General features: G+C 60.4%; 17 protein-coding genes. 11 read left to right on the forward strand and 6 right to left on the reverse strand.

Annotated elements, in window-relative coordinates; all coding sequences use genetic code 11:
• Nucleotides 1-8: 8 nt before the first annotated feature.
• The 6 genes from ACUZ9Q_RS12445 (at nucleotide 9) to ACUZ9Q_RS12470 (ending at nucleotide 6681) form a co-directional block, all read left to right on the forward strand.
• Nucleotides 9-1325: a cobalt-precorrin 5A hydrolase gene (locus ACUZ9Q_RS12445; RefSeq protein ID WP_227119450.1), complete on the forward strand. Its 1317-nt coding sequence runs from the start codon at nucleotides 9-11 to the stop codon at nucleotides 1323-1325.
• Nucleotides 1322-2101, forward strand: a complete 780-nt coding sequence (gene cobJ, locus ACUZ9Q_RS12450; protein WP_192112788.1) for a precorrin-3B C(17)-methyltransferase — start codon at nucleotides 1322-1324, stop codon at nucleotides 2099-2101. The genes ACUZ9Q_RS12445 and cobJ overlap by 4 nt, the downstream gene beginning before the upstream one ends.
• A gap of 97 nt (nucleotides 2102-2198) precedes the next feature.
• Nucleotides 2199-2585, forward strand: a complete 387-nt coding sequence (locus ACUZ9Q_RS12455; RefSeq protein WP_192112787.1) for a cytochrome c3 family protein — start codon at nucleotides 2199-2201, stop codon at nucleotides 2583-2585.
• Between the two features lie 274 nt (nucleotides 2586-2859).
• Nucleotides 2860-5340 carry a hypothetical protein gene (locus ACUZ9Q_RS12460; protein ID WP_449247978.1) on the forward strand — a complete coding sequence of 827 codons (2481 nt, stop codon included), beginning with the start codon at nucleotides 2860-2862 and terminating at the stop codon, nucleotides 5338-5340.
• A gap of 428 nt (nucleotides 5341-5768) precedes the next feature.
• Complete coding sequence (locus ACUZ9Q_RS12465) at nucleotides 5769-5939, forward strand: hypothetical protein (protein ID WP_324835794.1); 171 nt, start codon at nucleotides 5769-5771, stop codon at nucleotides 5937-5939.
• 1 nt (nucleotide 5940) lies between these two features.
• On the forward strand, nucleotides 5941-6681 hold the full coding sequence (locus ACUZ9Q_RS12470; protein ID WP_449247979.1) for a ubiquinone/menaquinone biosynthesis methyltransferase: 741 nt from the start codon (nucleotides 5941-5943) through the stop codon (nucleotides 6679-6681).
• Nucleotides 6682-6788: 107 nt separating this feature from the next.
• Here ACUZ9Q_RS12470 and ACUZ9Q_RS12475 read toward each other — a convergent pair whose 3' ends face one another.
• Nucleotides 6789-6986 (reverse strand): DUF2065 domain-containing protein, encoded by a 198-nt coding sequence (locus ACUZ9Q_RS12475; RefSeq protein WP_192112783.1) that lies wholly within the window; start codon nucleotides 6984-6986, stop codon nucleotides 6789-6791.
• A 160-nt stretch (nucleotides 6987-7146) separates the two neighbouring features.
• Between ACUZ9Q_RS12475 and mqnB the strand changes: the two genes are divergently transcribed.
• The 5 genes from mqnB (at nucleotide 7147) to ACUZ9Q_RS12500 (ending at nucleotide 14201) form a co-directional block, all read left to right on the forward strand.
• Complete coding sequence (gene mqnB / locus ACUZ9Q_RS12480) at nucleotides 7147-7908, forward strand: futalosine hydrolase (RefSeq protein ID WP_215648418.1); 762 nt, start codon at nucleotides 7147-7149, stop codon at nucleotides 7906-7908.
• Nucleotides 7909-7915: 7 nt separating this feature from the next.
• Complete coding sequence (locus ACUZ9Q_RS12485; RefSeq protein ID WP_192112781.1) at nucleotides 7916-8881, forward strand: polyprenyl synthetase family protein; 966 nt, start codon at nucleotides 7916-7918, stop codon at nucleotides 8879-8881.
• Between the two features lie 27 nt (nucleotides 8882-8908).
• Entirely contained in the window at nucleotides 8909-11908 is a 3000-nt protein-coding gene (locus tag ACUZ9Q_RS12490; protein ID WP_449247980.1) for an AIR synthase-related protein, read from the forward strand.
• Between the two features lie 436 nt (nucleotides 11909-12344).
• Complete coding sequence (locus tag ACUZ9Q_RS12495; protein ID WP_022659804.1) at nucleotides 12345-13163, forward strand: septal ring lytic transglycosylase RlpA family protein; 819 nt, start codon at nucleotides 12345-12347, stop codon at nucleotides 13161-13163.
• A gap of 144 nt (nucleotides 13164-13307) precedes the next feature.
• Entirely contained in the window at nucleotides 13308-14201 is an 894-nt protein-coding gene (locus ACUZ9Q_RS12500) for a DMT family transporter (RefSeq protein ID WP_192112779.1), read from the forward strand.
• Nucleotides 14202-14256: 55 nt separating this feature from the next.
• Here the strand turns inward: ACUZ9Q_RS12500 and ACUZ9Q_RS12505 are convergent, their stop codons facing one another.
• From ACUZ9Q_RS12505 to ACUZ9Q_RS12525, 5 genes are all read right to left on the reverse strand, one after another.
• Nucleotides 14257-15114, reverse strand: coding sequence for a heterodisulfide reductase-related iron-sulfur binding cluster (locus tag ACUZ9Q_RS12505; RefSeq protein WP_449247981.1), 858 nt, complete (start codon nucleotides 15112-15114; stop codon nucleotides 14257-14259).
• A gap of 101 nt (nucleotides 15115-15215) precedes the next feature.
• Nucleotides 15216-16289 carry a 3-isopropylmalate dehydrogenase gene (leuB, locus tag ACUZ9Q_RS12510; RefSeq protein WP_449247982.1) on the reverse strand — a complete coding sequence of 358 codons (1074 nt, stop codon included), beginning with the start codon at nucleotides 16287-16289 and terminating at the stop codon, nucleotides 15216-15218.
• Between the two features lie 313 nt (nucleotides 16290-16602).
• Entirely contained in the window at nucleotides 16603-17094 is a 492-nt protein-coding gene (locus tag ACUZ9Q_RS12515) for a 3-isopropylmalate dehydratase small subunit (protein WP_215648412.1), read from the reverse strand.
• Between the two features lie 69 nt (nucleotides 17095-17163).
• Nucleotides 17164-18426, reverse strand: a complete 1263-nt coding sequence (locus ACUZ9Q_RS12520) for a 3-isopropylmalate dehydratase large subunit (RefSeq protein WP_192112775.1) — start codon at nucleotides 18424-18426, stop codon at nucleotides 17164-17166.
• Nucleotides 18427-18618: 192 nt separating this feature from the next.
• Nucleotides 18619-20166, reverse strand: a complete 1548-nt coding sequence (locus ACUZ9Q_RS12525; RefSeq protein WP_192112774.1) for a 2-isopropylmalate synthase — start codon at nucleotides 20164-20166, stop codon at nucleotides 18619-18621.
• Nucleotides 20167-20194 lie beyond the last annotated feature (28 nt).

The raw sequence follows: 20194 nt of genomic DNA on the forward strand, positions 1-20194 counted from the left end.
AACCTCGCATGCGGGGTTCCCTTCTTTATTTTTTCCACGCAGCGGCATCCGCCGTATCCCCGTTGCCGCGCGGCACCAGACATGCCGCCGAGGGAGACCCCTTGCACAGTCCCCGCCGAATCACCGCACTTGCCTGCTATGCGCTCAGCCAGTCGGCCCTGCCTCTGGCGCAGCGTCTGGCGGATTGCCTTGCGGTCACCCCGTGGGGCCTGCCCGGTCAACTCCAGTATCCCGCACGTCCGGCCCAGCCATCAGAACACCCAGCCCACGGCAAGCCATCCGGTCTGTCCCGCGTGGAAATTTTCGCCCCATCACGGTTTTGCCCTGCGGGGGTTACACCCTTTGAAAAAATCGGCTCCCTGCTGGCGGCAACCTATAAAAATTTTGCGGCGCATGCCTTCATCGGTGCAACGGGCATAGCCGTGCGCGCGCTTGCCCCCTTGCTTGCGCACAAGAGTACCGATGCCCCTGTGGTCGTAATTGACCCTGCGGGGCAGCACGTCATAAGCCTGCTCTCCGGCCACTGGGGCGGAGCCAACGAGCTGGCCAGCCATGTGGCCCATCTGCTCGGCGCAACGGCGGTTATCACAACCGCTTCGGATACTGCCGCCCCGGTCACTCCCGGCGCAGACGACGCGCAGCCCCGCAAGGCCGCTCCTGCGCTGGATATGCTCCTGCGCAACGCGGGGCTGCTGCCCGTGGACTGGAACCGCCTGCCCGCAGCGCAGGCTGCCATGATTGAAGGAGAAAGCCTGAATCTTTGGGATCCCTGCCATGCCGTGCCGGATCATCCCCAGTTGCAGCGCCTGCCCGCAGGTGAGGCCGATGCCACGCCGCCAGAACACCGGGGCCCCCTGGTTGCGGCGCACTGGCGCGGGCTTGCACCGAGCCCCGCAATCTTGCGTGTGGCTGTTCCCCGGCTGGTGATAGGTCTGGGCTGCCGCAAAAACGCGCCCGGCGATATGGTGGAAACCGCCACGCGCAAGCTGCTGGCGGCCCAAGGGCTTGAGCCTCTGGCTGTGGCTGCGCTGGCGACCGTGAAAGAAAAATTACAGGAGCCCGCCCTGCTGGCCCTTGCCGAGCGGCTTGGCGTTCCCTTGCACGGCTTTGAAGCCGCCGACCTTGCGCGCTGCCCCACGCCCAATCCCTCTGCAGCGGCGGGCAGGCGCTTTAGCCAGCCGCCTTTCAGCGTGTGTGAAGCCGCAGCCCTGCTGGCGGCAGCGCAGATTTTTCCGGCGGGCGCGCCCCGTCTGCTCCTCCCCAAAACTATCGAGCAAGGCCAGTTGACTCTGGCCTTAGCCATCTCGGACAGGATTGAACGATGAACCCAGCCAGTCTGCATGTTGTCGGCCTCGGCCCCGGCGATGCCGCATGTCTTACCCCTCAGGCCCGCACGGCCATAGCAAATGCATCCTGCGTGGCTGGCTACAGCCTCTACATGGAACTGGTGCCGCCGGAGCTGCTGGCAGGCAAGCAGTGCATCAGCACCGGCATGCGGCACGAGGAAGAACGCTGCGCTGCAGCGGTGGACGCAGCCCTGTCAGGCCAGCCCACGGCCCTTGTCTGTTCTGGCGACCCCGGCATCTATGCACTGGCGGGTCTGGCCCTCGAGATTCTGGAAAGCCGGGGCCTTGTGGGCAGCGTGCCCTTCAATGTTGTGCCCGGCGTTCCGGCGGTGTGCGCGGCGGCAGCCCTGCTGGGCGCTCCCCTGATGCACGATTTTGCCTGCATCAGCCTGAGCGACCTGCTCACGCCGTGGGAAACCATTGAACGCAGGCTCCGTGCAGCCCTTGAGGCCGATTTTGTCTGCGCCATCTATAATCCCCGTTCCAAGGGGCGGCCCCATCATCTGGAACAGGCTCTTGAAATTGCCCGGCAATTCCGCGCGCCGCACTGCCCTGTAGGGCTTGTGCGCAAGGCCTTTCGCCCCGGCGAGGAGGCCCGCGTGCTCCGCCTTGACCAGTTCGACCCGGAACAGGTCGACATGCTCTCCATACTTATTATCGGCAATGCAGAAAGCCGGGCTTTGGGGAACTTTATGCTCACCCCCAGAGGTTACGCGCGCAAAAAGACTTCCAATCTCGGCAACTTATCAAAATAGTTGGAATGTCATTTTTCCATAGTCATTGACTTACCGTAATGAGGGCCGTAAAATCACACCAATTTGTTCTCATCTGCCGCACAAAAGGAGGTCTGCCGTGAAGAAAGTTCTGGTTCTTACCTGTATCATGGTGTTTGCCCTGGCCCTGCCCGCGCTTGCAGCGCCCGCCGCCCCGGACAAACCGCTGGAATTCAAGGGTTCCCAAAAGACCGTCATGTTCCCGCACGCTGTGCATGCCAAGGTTGAGTGCGTTACCTGTCACCATAAGGTGGACGGCAAGGAAAGCTTTGCCAAGTGCGGCAGCGCCGGTTGCCACGATGACCTCGCAGGCAAGCAGGGCGAAAAGAGCCTGTACTATGTTGTGCACACCAAGAAAGAACTCAAGCACACCAACTGCATCGGCTGCCACTCCAAGGTTGTGGAAGAAAAGCCCGAACTCAAGAAAGATCTGACCGCCTGCGCCAAGTCCAAGTGCCATCCGTAGGTCTGGTTGGCTGTCTTGCTTCGAAAGCCGCCTCCGGGCGGCTTTTTTGTTGGCTTGCCGACCTTGCCACTGATGACAACAGTTCCTGACTGTTTCCCGGCCAGACTTTTTTTGCAAAATCGCGGCAGAAGGCAATTCTGGCGCAAAGAGTTTTGTCCTATTTGCGTCTTTTGCCATAAACTGATACGAAAATCTGTCGTTTTTGCAGTATGAAACGATGTATTTTGCATGACTCCGGCCTTTGGCCGCTGCACATAACCCCATGAGGTGGCGCATGGTTGCCAAGAACACCGCTGAAACCGATGACCAGATCATCGATCTCACAGAACTGATCGAAAAAGGCGAAGTTCCGGCAAACGATCCGTCCGAGCAGCCCCAGGCCGTTGCCGCCCCCGAGGCGGAAGCGGATCAGAAAGCGCTGAACGCGCACCTGCGCGGCCTCAACGATGGTTCAAGTGCTGCGGATGCAGAAATTGACGATCTGCTCGCCCAGATGGATATCAAGGACGAAGGCCAGAGCGACCCCAATGACGTGGCGCTGGACTTCTCTGCTCCGTCAACGCAGACCGATCATCCCATTGACCCCAATGAACAGTTGCTCATGCCGGGCATGGGCGATGTGGACAATCTGCTGAACGCCCTTGATATCCCCCCGCAGCCAGCGGAAAGGGAACCGGAAGTGGCCGCACCTGCCAGCGCAAGTCAGGCCACAAGTCAGGCCGCTGACGATGCCGTGGACGCCCTGCTGAACGATTTTCACGCCGCAGCGCCCGCGCCGCAAGCGCCTGCTGAGCCGCAGGAGAGTATCCCTGATCTGGACGAACTGCTGGCATCTGTGAATACCGCCCCGACCACAGGAAACTCCAGCGATATTGATGACCTACTCAATGCTGCCAACCTCGCACCGGCACAGCCGGAACCTGCGGCGGCACCTCCCGTTGCGCCCGCTGCGCAAAGCCCGGCCTTTTCCAACGATGATCTCGACAGCCTTCTGGCTGCTGTGGCAGGCGGTGCGGCCCCGAGCCCTGCGCAGGCCGCCTCCCCGGCGCCCCAGGCTGACGCTCCTGCTCCGGCACCTGCACCTGCAGCAGCGCCTGCAGCAGCACCCGCTGCCAGCCCAGACATGGGGGTGGATATCGACAGCCTGCTGGCTGCCGCCGCTGATGATTTGCAGAGCAAGCTTGATGCTGCCCAGCCCGAAGCGGCTCCCGCGCCGCAACCGGCTCCTGCACCTGCGGCAAGCCCGGATATGCCTGCCGACCTCGGCGTGGATATCGACAGCCTGCTGGCTGCCGCCGCTGATGATCTACAGAGCAAGCTTGACGCAGCCCAGCCAGAAGCGGCCCCCGCGCCGCAACCGGCTCCTGCCCCCCAGCCTGCGCCAACCCCTGCGGCAAGCCCGGATATGCCTGCCGACCTCGGCGTGGATATCGACAGCCTGCTGGCTGCCGCCGCTGATGATTTGCAGAGCAAGCTTGACGCTGCCCAGCCCGAAGAGGCCCCTGTGCAAGCGCCCGCGCCTGCCCCGGAACCCCAGCCCGATCTGAATGCAGACCTTGACAGTCTGCTGGCTGCTGTGACTGGCGGTGCGGCCCCTGCCGCTGAACCGCAGGAAGGCGTTTCCGATGTTCTGCTCCACCCCGAGCTGGAACTCATGACTGACGCCCAGCCAGAGCCTGTTGCCGAAGCATTGCCCGACTCTTTGCCCGAACAGGCTGTGGAACTGCCTACAGATTTTGACGCGCTTCTGGCTGCCGCTGCGGACGAAGCCGCCACCGACCAAGCGGATGTGGTCCCCGAGGCTGCCGCACCTGCGGATGCCGCCCCGGCAGACATACAGGGCATTATGGCAGATGCCTCCGTTCAGGCAGAATCCGATGTATTTGAGTCCGTTGCGGCTGCTGAACCAGCGCAGGCCAATGACCTTCCCCTGCTTGAACCCGATGAAATCCTGCCGCCGGATGCCAACTTGCAGGCAGAGCCTTCAGTGGATGAACCTGCCGGAGCCGACCGTTTCACGGCCGAGCCAGCCGAAGTGGAAGCTGTCGAAGTGGAGCATGTTGCGGCAGATATGCCGGAAAGCGCCGGGCAGTTCGCTTATGAACCTGCATTCAGGCCTCAGGCGGCCCCTGTTGCGGATTCGACAGATACTGCAACTGACGGTGCAGCCGCAGTGGCTGTGTCTGGCGCAGCCCTTGAGGCTGTCATGGAACAGGCCAAAGAGGCCTCGTCCCACGCCATTGACGCCTTTGCCCAGGCATTTGACGCCTCCACGCGCGCGGCAGACGCTGCCGAAACAGCAAGCAAGCTCACGGCACGCGTTGAGCAGTGCGAGGCCGCGCTACAGGAAGCCGGGGATCGCATCATCGCGCTGGAAACCGCCCTGGAAGCGCAGATACACGCATCACAGGAACTGGCCGCCAACAGCCTGCCCCGTCAGGAACTGGAAGACATGTTTGTTGAGGGCCATCCCCTGTACCAGAGCCTCATGGATTGCATCAGTAAGGCGGTTGCCGCAGCCCTGGCATCTGCCCCGGCCCAGCAGACCGAACATGACGATGCGCAATCGCTTGTGGAAGAGCACCTGCAACCCGTTGTCACTGCCGCCCGCAGCGCAACAGCGCGCATAGATGCCCTTGAAACCCGGCTGGATGCCCTTGAACCACGCTTCAACGACAGGGTGGAACGGGCCGCGGCTGCGGCTGCGGCGCGCATACTGCGCGAAGAAATCGGCAGACTGCTCGAAGATCAGTAGGGGGCTTTTTGCCCTATGCAGCCACCCGAACTATTCCGGGGTGTTAGCGCAGGTTGGCAGCAGAGCTGCCCGTCTGATCTGCGCGATTTTTGGAGCCCCTTGGCAATGCGCCTGCAAACCGAACCAGCTTCGCCCATTGCCTAAGGCCTGCTTCAATCACTGCTCCGCCAGCAGCGGGTATTTCAAGGTAAGAAGGCACCAGGCGCACAGGCATGTCGGCCTTGCCAATGGCAGGCGGAACGCATATGCTGTTGCGCGGTTTCGCGGGCGCTGTCCCGCGATTCTCAATCAATAAAACAAAGGGGCGGGGGCTGTTGCTTCCGTTTCTTAACCCGTCCAGGCAATACCCGCTGTGGGTCACGGCCGTTCCCCAAAGGGGCGGGTTTTTCATATTTGCCGCGCCCTTCAGGGCCGGAAGCTGAGGCCATATGGATAAGGATCGCAAGGAAGCCCTTCAGGTTGCCAAGGAACTGACCGCCAAATTCATAGAAACGCGCACGGTTTCCCCCAGCAATTTTGCTGAGGTATTTCCTTCGGTCTATCGTGTTGTCTGCACCGCCATCGGTGTGGATGCCGACCAGGACAAGGCCGGGAAATAACGTGGAATCTCCCCACAACACCGCTACGGAAACTGTTGTCAAACCTGCGCACGATGCGGCGGTGGCTGGCATGTTTGGCCGTATTGTGCCTTTTTATGACCTGCTGAACCGCGTGCTCAGCCTCGGGCTTGACCAGTACTGGCGCAAGGTGCTGGCGCAAAACGTGCGCCTCGGCGATACCGGGCGCGTACTGGATCTGGCGGCCGGTACGCTGGATGTTTCCCTTGCCATTCGCCGCCGCCACCCCTCGGCCATTGTTCCGGCCATGGATTTTTGCCCGCCCATGCTGGTGCGCGGCAGCCGCAAACTCAAGAACGCCAACGCCCGCAGTATCCTGCCCGTTGCAGCAGACGCCAAGCGCCTGCCCCTGCCCGATGCTTCAGTTGACTGCATCACCATTGCCTTTGGCATCCGCAACATCCTGCCCCGCGAGGCGGCCTTTGCCGAAATGCTGCGCGTTCTGCGCCCCGGCGGCAGGGCCTGCATCCTTGAATTCGGTTCCGGGCAGGAGCGCATCTGGGGCGGCCTGTACAACGTATATCTCAACCACCTGCTGCCCAGGGTTGGCAAAGTATTTTCAAAAGATCCCGGCGCGTACGAGTACCTTGCCGATACAATCCGCAAGTTTCCCTCGGCCCTCAGCCTTGAAAAAGAAATGCGTGCAGCGGGCTTTGAACGTGCATGGCATGAAAAGCTCACGTCCGGCATTGTCTGCCTGCACGTGGGCGAAAAGGCACGCTAGAGCAAATTGGCGTGAAAAAGCATGCCGTTTTCTTGCCATCTGACGGCAAACGGCATCTGAAGGCTCACCATGCGGCAAGCCAGGCACGATGGTGGGGTAATCAGGCCTTAGTGCGAGGCCAGCGCCACCAGACCAAGTCCCACGGCCAGGGCGATCAGCCCGAGGACACGGAGGCGGCTTTCCGGCTGGGGCAGCAATTGCAGCAGGGCGCGCCGCATGCCGCCGGGAAAGAGTGTCCAGCAAAGGCCCTCAATAACGATGGCCAGACCAAGAGCGCGGAGAAAAAGGGCGTAATCGAGTTTCATGGTTTTCTGGTGACGGAAAACCAGCCTTTTGTAAAGGAACGAATCATGGCTGCTCACACGGCGCTGCAAAACGGCACAGACATGACCTGCCGGGATTATCCCGCAGGCTCGTTCTGCCCAGCCCTGCGCCCGGCAAACAGCAGCCGAAGGCAGTAATCCTGTGAGCCTGCTGCTTTGCGCCGCCACCGGCCCGGAACTGGCGGGCCTTGTGCCCGGTTTTTCTCCGGCGGGGCTTGCCGCGCCAGCACGGGAAACAACTGAAAGCCCGGCAAAATCCTGGCCAGAAATGCACCTCTGGCCAGTGCGCCTCAAATGTGGCGACGCGCTGTGCTGCATTACCGGGGTTGGCCCCATTAACGCAGCGCTGGCCATGGGCATGGCCCTTTGCAGGGCTAAAGCCGAGGGCACGCCCATTACAGCAGTGCTCAACGCGGGTCTTGCGGGAGCCTTTGATCTGGCAGAGCGCCCGCTTTTGGGGCTGTGCATGGTGAACGAAGAAATCTGGCCGGAATACGGCCTGCACGATGGGCGCTCCGTCACCGCCGAAGCTTTTGGCTTTCCGCAGTGGCAGCCCGCGACCGGGCCTGCGGTGCGCAACCGCCTGCCCCTGGCAGGGCCGGAAGCGCTGGAACGCTTTGGCGCGCGGCAACAACCGGATGTTTTTTTGCCCTGTACATCGCTCACAGTTGCCGGGGTCAGCGCGAGTTTTGCCAGAGCGGCAGACCTGCGCGCCCGCTACCGGGCTGATCTGGAAAATATGGAAGGCTTTGCCGTGGCGTATGCCTGCGCCCGCGAGGGCATACCTTGTGTGGAGGCACGCAGCGTTTCCAACAAGGTCGGGCCACGCGCCAATGACGAAAAGGATTTTCCCGGCGCGCTACGCGCGCTCACGCGGGTTTTGCCCGCGCTTAACCTTATCTGAGTAGCATATGATCCAACTGAAAGCACGTCTGGCCCTTGAGCTGCCCGGCATCAACCGCGCTCTGAACAAGGCAGTGGACACCCTGCCGGAACCGGTGCGGCCTGTGGCCCGGCACATTTTTGATGCGGGCGGCAAGCGCCTGCGGCCCCTGCTCACCGTGCTCACGGCCCGCCTGCTGGGCCATGAGGCCAAGAGCATACAGGATCTGGCGATCACGCTGGAGATGCTCCACGCCGCGACCCTGCTGCACGACGATGTGCTGGACAATGCGGTAAGCCGCCGTGGCAAGCCCGCTGCGCATACGCTGTTTGATGTTTCCAGCGTCATTCTTGCGGGCGATGCCCTGCTGGCCGGTGCCAACGCCCTGGTGGCCAATTATGGCGACACGCGCCTGACCCGCTGTTTCTCGGAAGCCACCAGCCGCACGGCGGCGGGTGAAATTCTCGAAATCGCGGCCCAGCGCCGTGTTGATTCGAGCAGCGCCGACTATGAAGACATGGTGCGCGGCAAAACGGCCTGGCTTATCCGCGCTGCCTGTGAAATGGGCGCGCTCGCCGCCGGGGCCGACGATGCGGCAGTGGCCGCTGCCGCCGCCTATGGCGAAAACCTTGGCATGGCCTTTCAGATGGTGGACGATGCTCTTGATTTCGCGCCAGAAAGCGTGACCGGCAAGCCCACTGGCGGCGATGTGCGCGAGGGCAAGCTCACGCCGCCCCTGCGCCTCTACCGCGACAGCCTGAGCACCGCAGAACGCAGCGCCTTTGACGCCGCCTTTTGCGCAGGGCTGATGACGGAAACCGATGCCGCCAGCATTGCCGAGAGCATCCGGCAGGCCGGACACGACGACGCCGTGCGCCGTCAGGCCGATGAATTTCTTGACGCGGCCAGGCAGGCATTAGAAACTCTGCCTGACAGGCCCGAGCGCGAGCTTATGCGCCAGATGGCCGACTACGTGCGCGACAGAAAAAAGTAAGCAGCCAAACCAAGAGGAATGCAAATCATGCTCTATAGGGTGGAAACCGGCCCCCGCGCCGGACTTGACGATACCCAGGGCCGCAAGACGGCCCAGCACCTGCGCAAGGCGCTGAACATTTCTGTTTCTGGCGTTCGCCAGATCAAGGTCTTTACGGCTGACGGGCTTGATGCCGCGCAGGTGGCCCGTCTGCTGAACGAAAGCATCTGGCACGACCCCATCCTTCAGGAAGCCTCCCTTGAGCCGCTGCCCTTGCTTGACCCTGCGGCAGACTGGTTTGTGGAAGTGGGCTTTCGCCCCGGCGTGACGGATAACGAGGCCCGCACCGCGCGCGACACTGCCGCCATGGTGCTGGACATCCCGCGCGACAGCCTGCGCGTGTATACCGCCGTGCAGTACCGCATCAGCAGCGACAAAGCCGCGCCCCTCACCCGCGAGCAGGTGGACATGCTGGCCCGCGACCTTTTGTGCAACACGCTCATCCAGCGTTACCGCATCAAGAGCCGTCAGGAATGGGACGCCCAGCCCGGCTTTGAAGCTCAGGCCGCCAGGGTTACGGGCGAAATCAACGAAACCGTTGACACCATCGCCCTTTCAGCCATGAACGATGAAGCCCTGACCAAGGCCAGCCGCGAAAATACATGGGCGCTCAACCTCAAGGAAATGCACAGCATCCGCGCTCAGTTCACCGCGCAGGAAGAAGCCGACCGCCGCAAGGCCCTTGGCCTGCCCGCCGACCCCACGGATGTGGAAATGGAAGTGCTGGCACAGACATGGTCCGAGCACTGCAAGCACAAGATTTTCGCCTCGCGCATCAATTATACCGATGCCGCCACGGGCCGCAGCGAAGTGGTGGACAACCTCTACAAGACCTGCATCCGCGACGCCACGGCCATGCTGCGCGAGCGCATGGGCGAAGACGACTACTGCAAGTCTGTTTTCAAGGACAACGCGGGCGTTATCGCCTTTATCAACGGCTACGATGCCTGCATCAAGGTTGAAACCCACAACAGCCCTTCGGCGCTCGACCCGTACGGCGGCGCGCTCACCGGCATTGTGGGCGTAAACCGCGACCCCATGGGCACCGGCATGGGCGCGGAACTGGTGTGCAATACGGACGTGTTCTGCTTTGCCTCGCCCTTCCACGATAAAAACCTGCCCCCGCGCCTGCTGCACCCCCGCCGCGTGCTGGAAGGCGTGCGCGAAGGCGTGGAGCACGGCGGCAACAAGTCGGGCATTCCCACGGTCAACGGTTCGCTGGTTTTTGACGAGCGCTATCTTGGCAAGCCGCTGGTATACTGCGGCACCGTGGGCATCATCCCCGCAGAGATTCATGGCCGCCCCGGCTGGTTCAAGCAGGCCGAGGAAGGCGACTACATTGTTATGACCGGCGGCCGCATCGGCAAGGACGGCATCCACGGCGCAACCTTCTCTTCTGAAGAGCTGCACGAAGGCTCGCCCGCCACTGCGGTGCAGATCGGCGACCCCATCACCCAGCGCAAGATGTACGACTTCATCATGCGCGCCCGCGATTTGGGCCTGTACCACGCCATCACCGACAACGGCGCTGGCGGCCTTTCCTCCTCAGTGGGCGAAATGGCCGAGGACACCGGCGGCTGTGTGCTGGATATCGCCAAAGCCCCGCTGAAATATGATGGCCTGCGCCCCTGGGAGATTCTGCTTTCTGAAGCGCAGGAACGCATGACCCTGGCCGTTTCGCCGGAAAAGCTCGACGAATTCATGGCCCTTGCCGCCCGCATGGATGTGGAAGCCACAGCCCTTGGCCGCTTCACCACCTCCGGCTTCTTTGAAGTGCGCTACCACGACCGCATCATTGCCTCCATGCCCATGGAATTCATGCACGACGGCGTGCCGCAGCTTGAGCTTGAAGCCGAATGGAAGGCTCCCGAAATCACCGATGTCACCGTGGACGTGGCCGAAGTTGAGCAGACCGCCTTTTTGCAGCGCATGCTCGGCACGCTCAATATCTGCTCCAAGGAATACATCATCCGCCAGTATGACCACGAGGTGCGTGGCGGCAGCGTGGTGAAGCCCCTCGTGGGCGTCAAGCGCGACGGCCCGGCAGACGCGGGCGTTATCCGCCCCCTGCTGGAATCGGACGCGGGCCTTGTGATCTCCCACGGCATCTGCCCCAAATTCAGCGATTACGACACCTACTGGATGATGGCCAACGCCATGGACGAAGCCATCCGCAACGCCGTTGCCGTGGGTGCGGACCCCGACGCTCTGGCGGGCGTGGACAACTTCTGCTGGTGCGACCCGGTGGTCAGCCCCTCCAACCCCGATGGACGCTACAAGCTGGCTCAGCTTGTACGCGCCTGCCGCGCCCTGCGCCAGTTCTCGCTGGCCTACGGCGTGCCGTGCATCTCGGGCAAGGACTCCATGAAAAACGACTACACTGGCGGCGGCGAGCGCATTTCCATTCCGCCCACGGTGCTGTTCTCCATTCTTGGCGTCATCCGCAACGTCACTGCGGCCCAGACCTCTGACTTCAAGCAACCCGGCGATGCCATCTACGTGCTCGGCGGCACTTGGCGTGAAATGGCTGGCAGTGAAGCAGCTACCGAACTGGGCCTCAAGGGTGGCCGCGTTCCCCATGTGGACGCCTCCAACGCCATGCTGCGCTACCGCGCGGTCAACGCCCTCATGGGCCAGCGCGCCATTTCCGCCTGCCACGACTGCTCTGACGGCGGCCTTGCCGTAGCCATTGCAGAAATGTGCATCGGCGGCCGCCTGGGTGCGGAAATCAACCTTGATGCCGTGCCAGCCCTTGAAGCCATGAACGTGACCGAACTGCTCTACAGCGAAAGCGCCAGCCGCCTGGTTGTGAGCGTCAAGCCCGATCTGGCCATGATTCTCGATGCGCTGGGAATGTGGCAGCCCTGCACCCGCATTGGTACTGTCACCGGTAACGGTCAACTGACCATGAAATCCGGCGACAGCATCATCGTCAACTCTTCGGTGGAAGATCTGGCCCGCGCCTTCAAGCGTACGCTGGACTGGTAACACCGCTGCGACTGAACTGTCGGGGCAGGTGGCTTTGCGGCCGCCTGCCCTTTTTTATTTGGTGGAATCCGGCGCTGTTCTCTGCATTTTTGCATAAATATTTCTGCTGCGCACAGGGCTTTTTCCTCGGCTTCATGCCAGTTCGCCACGCCGCCCGAGCATGCCGATTTCATACTCCCCTACTGCATTTTTGACATTTTCTAGACTATCTTTTTCAATAACTATTTGAATTAAAAGATTTTATCAGTTTGACATGGAGTATTTTTTTACTGTATAGTGCCTCCACAAAGAACAGGCATTCCCCTGGGGAACCGATGGACGTTGAGCGCAAGGCGCGCTTGCTGCCATCATTGGAAGGTTCCTGGGGTCAGAACCGCGGGCGCGGTTCGTCCGGCAATTTCGCTGGCCAGCCTCGAACACTAACAAAGGAACGATCATGAAGTATTCACGCTGGCCATTAGTGCTGGCGGCCATAGCCTTATGCATGCTTTTGGCCTCCCCCATGAACGCCGACGCGGCTTCACAAAGCGCTCCCTCCGATCAAAAGCATTCGAACGCTACCCCCCACGCCGCCAAAAAGTCCTCCGGCGACACTGAAACTCGCAAATCCAAACGCGAAAAGACCAGTGACAAAACCGCCTCTTCGCACAGCTCGCGCTCCAAGCGCGATAAAGCTGAATCGCGCTCCAAATCCAAGCAACGCAAATCCTCATCCACTGCGTCCTTATCCGAGAAAGAACGCCGGGATAGCACCGACAGCCGTGATATCTGGCTGAAACGCGCTCAGGAGAGCGAAATCATGTCCGGCAAGGCCTCCTGGTACGGACGGGATTTCCACGGCGGCTCCACCGCCAGCGGGCTTGATTACGACATGTATACCTTTACCGCCGCGCACCGCACCCTGCCCATGGGCACGGTTGTTCGCGTCACCGACCAGAATAACGGCAAGAGCGTTATGGTCTGCGTGACGGACAGAGGCCCCTTTGTGCGCGGGCGCATCATTGATCTTTCCTTTGCCGCAGCGCAACAGATTGATATTGATGACAAAGGCATCAGCAAGGTCAAGCTGGAAGTCATCAGCGACGAAAGCGGCACGCCCCTCAAACCCGATGAAGCATATTTTGTACGCTACAACGCCGCTCAGGGTGATGAAAAAATCGGCCCCTTCCGCGCATTTGCGGATGCTGCGGCCATGCATGAAGCACTGCGCCAGGTTCACCCCGAGGCTGAAGTGGTCATGGATCAATCCAAGTAACAGCGCAATACCTTCCGCGCTGCACACGCGCGAAAACGTCCCCGGTTTGTACCGGGGACGTTTTTTTATGCCGTGCGCAAGCTTGCCACACTGCGGCTTCCCCGGTATGGAATCTGTTTGTTGTTCCCCACCAAGAAGGATGTCATGGGCTTTTTTTACAGTATTCTTTCTTCTGCGGCCTTTGGCCTTATCCCACTGTTTACACTACCGCTGATGCATGGCGGCGTTTCAGGGCCTTCCGCCCTGTTCTATCGCTTTGCCATTGCCACTGTGGTGCTGGGCATAGTGCTTGCCGTACGCGGCGAAAGATTCAGCGCGCGCGGCATTGATCTGTGCAAACTTGCTGGCATGAGTTCCATGTATACCATGGCGGCCCTGCTCTTTTTTTGGGGATTCAAGCACATGCCGAGCGGCGTTGTGGCAACGCTGCAATTTACCTATCCAGTCATGGTCATGCTGATCATGATTGTGTTTTATCACGAGCGCTTCTCGTGGATCACGGCCCTGTCCATCCTGCTGGCAATCGCTGGCGTTTATCTGCTCTGCGGCGGAAGTGATGGCGACATGGGCGGGGCAAGCCTGCTGGCCGTGGCCCTGCTTCTGCTTTCCGCACTGTGCAACGCCGTATACATCACAACCATTTATGCCGCGCGCATTCCCAACATGAGCGGGCTTGTGATGACTTTTTACGTGCTGGCCTTTGGGGCGGTTATTTCCGGGGCCAACGCCCTGTTGTCAGACTCGTTCCAGCCCCTGCACTCATGGTGGGAACTGCTGCTCGCAACTTTGCTGGCCGTGGTGACAGCCGTTATTTCAAACCTCACCCTCATTCTTGCCGTACAGCGCATCGGCTCCACGCTGACATCCATCCTTGGCGTTATGGAGCCTGTAACCGCCGTGGTGGTGGGTATTCTGGTGTTCAGCGAGCCGTTCAGCATGTCGCTGGTCGCAGGGGTGGCCTTTATTGCCGCCTCGGTTGTACTGGTCATGCTCGGCAAACAGATAACGGCCTTTTTTCAGCGCCACAAACACGCATAAAAAAGCGCGGCAAACATAATTTGCCGCGCTTTTTTATTTTTTTACTGCCAGAACGCTACAGCTCTGCGGGTTCATACCCCAAGGCCCGAGCCAATAATTCGGTATAGCTCATAACCCTGAGTTTGCCCTGACCAACACCGCGCAGGGCCACAGTGCAGCCGGAACAGGCGCATACAAGAGCGTCAACGCCGCCATCCAGCGCTGCCGCCACTATCCAGTCAGGCTGATTTTTGCAGCACAGGCCGCCCGCAACATCCTGAACAGCAAGGCCCTCCACCCCTACAAGAAACTGCCTGTAAGCGGGCCAGTTCAGCGATGTCTGCGGAAAGGGTCTGCGGTACGAGGTGTGGCATCCTTCAAAATAGGCCACTTTCAAGGGATTGACCCGCAAGCTCTGCCCTTTCAGGGCATCCAGCAGCACGTCAAGAATATAGCTGTGGGAAACATCGCCACCGGCATCAACCGACTTGGCCACATGCGCGCAGCCAGCACAGCAGTATGCGAGGCGGGATGCGCCCTTTTGCGCTGCCGCCTTGCTGTTGCCCCGCACAAAACCCTGGGCGGCTTCTACCATCTGCGGCCTGTCCTCTGGGGCGACCTGATGCAGCAGAGGCAAACCGCAGCAGTTTTCTTTCTCCAGCCAGGTGTGGGCCATGCCAAGACGCCCCAAAATCCACGCCACCTCGCGCAGAATATTGGGCGTGCTGAATGGCCTGTAGCAGCCGAAAACCAACGCCAAATCCGCCTGTTGCGGCGCACCTGCAAAACCGTTGGCTGCCAGAGCCATTGTCCGCAACATCTGCGGCGCGCCGTGCTGGCCTGTGGCTGCAACGTCCTGAAGCTGCGTTTCAAGATCTCTGCCGCACGCGATTTTAACTACCCAATCGCTCAGCTTGCCTGTGGTCGATTTCATGATTCCGCCTCTATGCCCTTATGCAAACGTTTGCATGGTAAAAACCACAAAAGGCCGCCCGATGGTGCGGACGGCCTTTTTGAAATGGTTCGGAGCAGCGGCTACAGCCGCTCCACAACCTTGTCGCCCATTTCTCTGCAACCCAGCAGGGTTTTGCCGGGTTCCATAATGTCGCCAGTGCGGAAACCATCGGCCAGAGCCTTGCGCACTGCCGCCTCGATGGCATCGGCTTCTTTGCCCATATCAAAGCCAAGGCGCAGCATCATGGCCCCGGAAAGGATGGTGGCAAGAGGGTTGGCCTTGTTCTGCCCCGCGATGTCGGGGGCGGAGCCGTGGATGGGTTCAAACAGGCCGGGGCCGGAAGCGCCCATGGAGGCCGAGGGCAGCATGCCCAGCGAACCGGTGATAACCGAGGCTTCGTCAGACAGGATATCGCCAAAAATATTGCCCGTGAGGATCACGTCAAACTGCGAAGGATCGCGCACAAGCTGCATGGCGGCATTGTCCACGTACATGTGAGTCAGTTCCACATCCGCATACTGGCGGTGCGTTTCAATGACCACTTCCTTCCACAGGCGCGAGGTTTCCAGCACGTTGCTCTTTTCCACAGAGCAGACCTTGTTGCGGCGTTTGCGCGCCGTTTCAAAGGCCACCGTAGCAATGCGGCGGATTTCTTCCTCGTTGTACACCATGGTATTGTAGCCGGTGCGCAGGCCATCGCGCATTTCCTGTCCGCGCGGCTCGCCAAAATAGATGTCGCCGGTCAGTTCGCGCACAACCACGAGGTCAAGGCCCTTGGCGGCGATGTCGGCACGCAACAGGCACGCGCCTGCCAGTTCGGGCAGCAGCATGGCCGGACGCAAGTTGGCAAAAAGCTCAAGCTCCTTGCGGATGCGCAGCAGGCCTTTTTCCGGACGTTTTTCGGGCGCGAGGGCGTCCCACTTGGGGCCGCCCACAGCCGCCAGAAACACGGCATCGGCAGTGCGGCACTTGCGCACGGTTTCTTCCGGCAGGGGGTCGCCAGCCGCATCAATGGCGGAACCGCCGATGTGCGCGGTGTCGAAAACAAATTCGTGGCCAAACTTTTCAGCGGCGGCCTTGAGAACCTTAACACCTTCGGCCAGAATCTCCGGGCCGATGCCGTCACCCGGCAAGAGGCAGATGGTCTTTTTCATGGTATATCCTTGAACTCAATTCTTTCTGTTGATGCCTATTTCTCAAATTAACCGCGTACCAGCTCTTTTTTACATGAAGATTTTTGCGCCAGAACAAGGAAAAAAGGCGTTTGCCGACAGGAGTATACTCTTACAGTATTCGACTGGAGGCAAAAGCCCGTTTTGACGCAGTTCTGGCCAAAAATATCCTGTAAAAATTGGATTTTTGTTCTCAGGCAAGGCAGATAATCCTTTTACGCAGGGAGTGTACTCTCATGGTACTCGACCGGAGTAAAAAGGATTATCTAACGCCGCCAGAGGGCAAAAGGCCAATTTAGGCCAAACGTTCCTTGACGTAGCCTACCAATCCGCCCTTATCCAGAATGGCAGCCATGGACTTGGGCAGCGGGGGGCAGGTTATCTGCGCACCGTTGGTCAGATCGCGGATAATACCGGTGGTGGCGTCGATTTCCAGCTCGTCGCCGTCATTGATCTTGTCCACGTCGTCGCCCACTTCCATGAGCAACAGGCCCATATTGAAGGAGTTTCGGTAAAAAATGCGCGCAAAGCTGTGGCCGATCACCACGTGCATGCCCGCGCCAAGAATGGCGATAGGCGCATGCTCGCGGGAGGAACCGCAGCCAAAGTTGCGGCCTGCGACCATGATGTCGCCGGGGGTCACGCGCTTGACCCAGTCTGGCTCAAGGCCGGACATGCAGTTTTCGCCCAGCTTTTTGGAATCGGTGGTGACCAGAAAACGCGCGGGAATGATAGCGTCCGTATCAATGTGCTCGCCCACTTTGTGGGCCTTACCTTTGTAATTCATGAGGCTGTCCTTCTTTCTCTGCGCCGGGCTCGGTGGGCCGTGGCGCAGGCAGGTGCTGATGTGTGCTGCCTACAGCTGATCAGGCCCGGCCACGCAACCCGCAATGGCCGAAGCGGCTGCCACGATGGGGCTTGCCAGATAAACCTCGGAACTCAGGCTGCCCATGCGGCCCTTGAAATTGCGGTTGGTGGTGGCCACGGCGCGTTCGCCATCGCCCAAGATGCCCATGTGGCCGCCAAGGCAGGGGCCGCATGTGCAGGGGCCGACCACGCAGCCGGATTCCATGAAGGTTTCGATGAGGCCTTCCTTGAGGCACTGCTTCCACACCGTGGGCGTGGAGGGCAGCACAATGCAGCGCAGGTGCTTGGCAACCTTGCGGCCCCGCAGCACTTCGGCGGCATCGCGCATGTCGCTGATGCGGCCATTGGTGCAGGAGCCGATAACCACCTGCTGGATGGGCGTGTTGCGCACCTCGGAGACAGGCTTGACGTTGGAGGGCAGGTGCGGGCAGGCTACCACAGGCTCCTTGCCGGTCACGTCAATATTGACCACGCGCTCGTAAACAGCGCCTGGGTCTGCGGCCAAATCCTGGGTCAGGCCAGGGCGCTTGTGCTCCGCGCAGTAGGCGCGCGTTTTGGCGTCCACCGCAAACAGGCCCACCTTGCCGCCCGCTTCAATGGCCATGTTTGCCATGCACAGGCGGCCTTCAACAGAAAGGTCATCCACCACAGAGCCACCAAATTCCAGGGCCTTGTAGAGAGCGCCGTCCACGCCGATAGCGCCGATGAGCATGAGCATGAGATCCTTGCCGCGCAGCCACTTGGGCATCTGGCCGTCAATATTGACGCGGATGGTGGACGGCACCTTGAACCAGGTTTCTCCCAGCGCCATCGCGGCGGCGATATCGGTAGAGCCCATGCCCGTGGCAAAAGCGCCGATGCCGCCGTAGGTGCAGGTATGGCTGTCTGCGCCAATGACCACATCGCCGGGGCCAACAAGGCCCTGCTCGGGCAGCAGGGTGTGTTCCACGCCGCAGTCGCCGCCTTCATAATAGTGGGTGATGTTCTGTTCTTCGGCGAACTTGCGGGTCACCATGACCTGATTGGCGGAATCAATATCTTTTTGCGGCGTAAAGTGATCCATGACCAGAGCAATCTTGTCTTTGTCAAAAACCTTTTCCGCGCCCATTCCCTTGAAAGATTTGATGGCCAGCGGCCCGGTGATGTCGTTGGCGAGCACCAGCGACACGCGGCACTGAACAATCTGGCCGTCCTGTTCCACAACTTCGTCTGTGTGGGCTTGCAAAATTTTTTGCGCAAGCGTCTGTGGCATGATCTACTCCTTTCATCCTGGCTCCACCGAGGGGGGCGCGGCGAATACGGTGTTTCGTAAGGCGCGGCAAAAACCGAGCGCCTGTTTTTTATTTGCTCGCACAGGCTTTGCCTGCGGGGCGCGGGTACGTCTTGGCCCACAGGCCTGCCGCCCCCAGGGGGGCAGACCCGTTGCAGACCAGAGGAACAACCCTTAATCGTGCTGGCAGTGCAGCCTCGGCCCTTCCTGCTCCTTCTTGAACAGGTGGTTAAGGGCATTGACGTAGGCACGTGCGCTGGCAACAAAAATATCCGGATGGGTACCGCGCCCCACGGCGCTCACTTCGCCCTCGCGAAGACGCACAGTAACTTCGCCCTGAGCATCGGTGCCGCCGGTGATGGCGTTGATGGCGTACTGCTCAAGCTCGGGCTGGCGGCCCACCATGTCGGCGATCACGTTGAACAGGGCGTCCACAGGGCCAACGCCAAAGCCAGCGCCGCTGCTTTCAATCCCCTTGATGTCCATGATGACGGCAGCCGTGGGCGGCACGCCGCCCGCATCGGAACTCTGCACGCTCACATGGCGCAGGCGGAAAAGATCGGGCATGCGGTAGACTTCTTCCTGCACGAGGGCCATGAGGTCATCGTCGTGCAGGGTTTTCTTGCGGTCGGCCAGCTGCTTCACAGCTTCAAACACGAGGTTGAGCTGCTCGTCGTCCAGCTTGTAGCCCATGCTCTCAAACTTGTTGCGCACTGCGTTGCGGCCAGAGTGCTTGCCGATCACAAGATTGCTCTCGGTGCGGCCCACAGACTGCGGGGTCATGATCTCGTAAGTTTCGCGGTTCTTGAGCATGCCGTCCTGATGGATGCCCGACTCGTGCGCAAAGGCGTTGGCGCCCACAATGGCCTTGTTGTTGGCAATGGGCTGACCAATGGTCATGGAAAGCAGGCGGCACGAGGGGTAAAGCTGCTCGGTGACGATGTTGTGCTCAAGCTGGTAATAATCGTGGCGCACACGCAGGTTCATGACCACTTCTTCAAGGGCGGCGTTGCCGGCGCGCTCGCCAATACCGCACAGCGTAACCTCTGCCTGGCGCACGCCCACACGGAAGGCGGCAAGCGTGTTGGCCACGGCAAGGCCGAGGTCGTTGTGGCAGTGCACGCTGAAGATGGCCTTGTCGCTGTTGGGCGTGTTCTTGATGACGTGGTCAAGCAGCGCGGCGTATTCCTGCGGCTCGGCATAGCCCACGGTATCGGGCAGATTGATGGTGCTGGCCCCGGCCTTGATGGCGGCCTCGACCACGCGGCAGGCAAAATCGCCTTCGGTGCGTGAAAAATCCTCAAGGGAAAATTCCACGTTGCTGGTATATGTGGCGCAGCGTTTGACGCCCTCGACGATCATTTTAAGAACGTCTTCGGGATCTTTGCGCAGCTTGTGCTTCATGTGCAGGGGAGAGGTGGACAAAAAGACATGGATGCGGGGATTTTTAGCCACTTTTACGGCTTCCCAGCAGCGGTCGATATCATTGGGAACGCAACGGGCAAGCCCCGCCACCTGGATGTCGCCAGCCTGTGAGGCAATGCGCTGCACAGACTCGAAATCGCCGGGGCTGGAGGCGGGAAAGCCCGCTTCCATAATGTCAACGCCGAGCACTTCAAGCTGGTGGGCTACACGCAGCTTTTCCTGCAAGTTCATGGTGGCGCCGGGCGACTGCTCGCCATCGCGCAAAGTGGTGTCGAAAAAATAGACGCGGTTGTTCATGACAAACTCCTCTGGTTCTGACAAAGAT

Source organism: Desulfovibrio desulfopostgatei (assembly GCF_053570645.1).

Bases quoted from the DNA above. Each gene is read 5' to 3' on its own strand.
- ACUZ9Q_RS12445 (WP_227119450.1), top strand. From the start codon at position 9: ATGCGGGGTTCCCTTCTTTATTTTTTCCACGCAGCGGCATCCGCCGTA.
- cobJ (WP_192112788.1), top strand. From the start codon at position 1,322: ATGAACCCAGCCAGTCTGCATGTTGTCGGCCTCGGCCCCGGCGATGCC.
- ACUZ9Q_RS12460 (WP_449247978.1), top strand. From the start codon at position 2,860: ATGGTTGCCAAGAACACCGCTGAAACCGATGACCAGATCATCGATCTC.
- ACUZ9Q_RS12465 (WP_324835794.1), top strand. From the start codon at position 5,769: ATGGATAAGGATCGCAAGGAAGCCCTTCAGGTTGCCAAGGAACTGACC.
- ACUZ9Q_RS12475 (WP_192112783.1), bottom strand. From the start codon at position 6,986: ATGAAACTCGATTACGCCCTTTTTCTCCGCGCTCTTGGTCTGGCCATC.
- ACUZ9Q_RS12485 (WP_192112781.1), top strand. From the start codon at position 7,916: ATGATCCAACTGAAAGCACGTCTGGCCCTTGAGCTGCCCGGCATCAAC.
- ACUZ9Q_RS12490 (WP_449247980.1), top strand. From the start codon at position 8,909: ATGCTCTATAGGGTGGAAACCGGCCCCCGCGCCGGACTTGACGATACC.
- ACUZ9Q_RS12495 (WP_022659804.1), top strand. From the start codon at position 12,345: ATGAAGTATTCACGCTGGCCATTAGTGCTGGCGGCCATAGCCTTATGC.
- ACUZ9Q_RS12500 (WP_192112779.1), top strand. From the start codon at position 13,308: ATGGGCTTTTTTTACAGTATTCTTTCTTCTGCGGCCTTTGGCCTTATC.
- ACUZ9Q_RS12505 (WP_449247981.1), bottom strand. From the start codon at position 15,114: ATGAAATCGACCACAGGCAAGCTGAGCGATTGGGTAGTTAAAATCGCG.
- leuB (WP_449247982.1), bottom strand. From the start codon at position 16,289: ATGAAAAAGACCATCTGCCTCTTGCCGGGTGACGGCATCGGCCCGGAG.
- ACUZ9Q_RS12515 (WP_215648412.1), bottom strand. From the start codon at position 17,094: ATGAATTACAAAGGTAAGGCCCACAAAGTGGGCGAGCACATTGATACG.
- ACUZ9Q_RS12520 (WP_192112775.1), bottom strand. From the start codon at position 18,426: ATGCCACAGACGCTTGCGCAAAAAATTTTGCAAGCCCACACAGACGAA.
- ACUZ9Q_RS12525 (WP_192112774.1), bottom strand. From the start codon at position 20,166: ATGAACAACCGCGTCTATTTTTTCGACACCACTTTGCGCGATGGCGAG.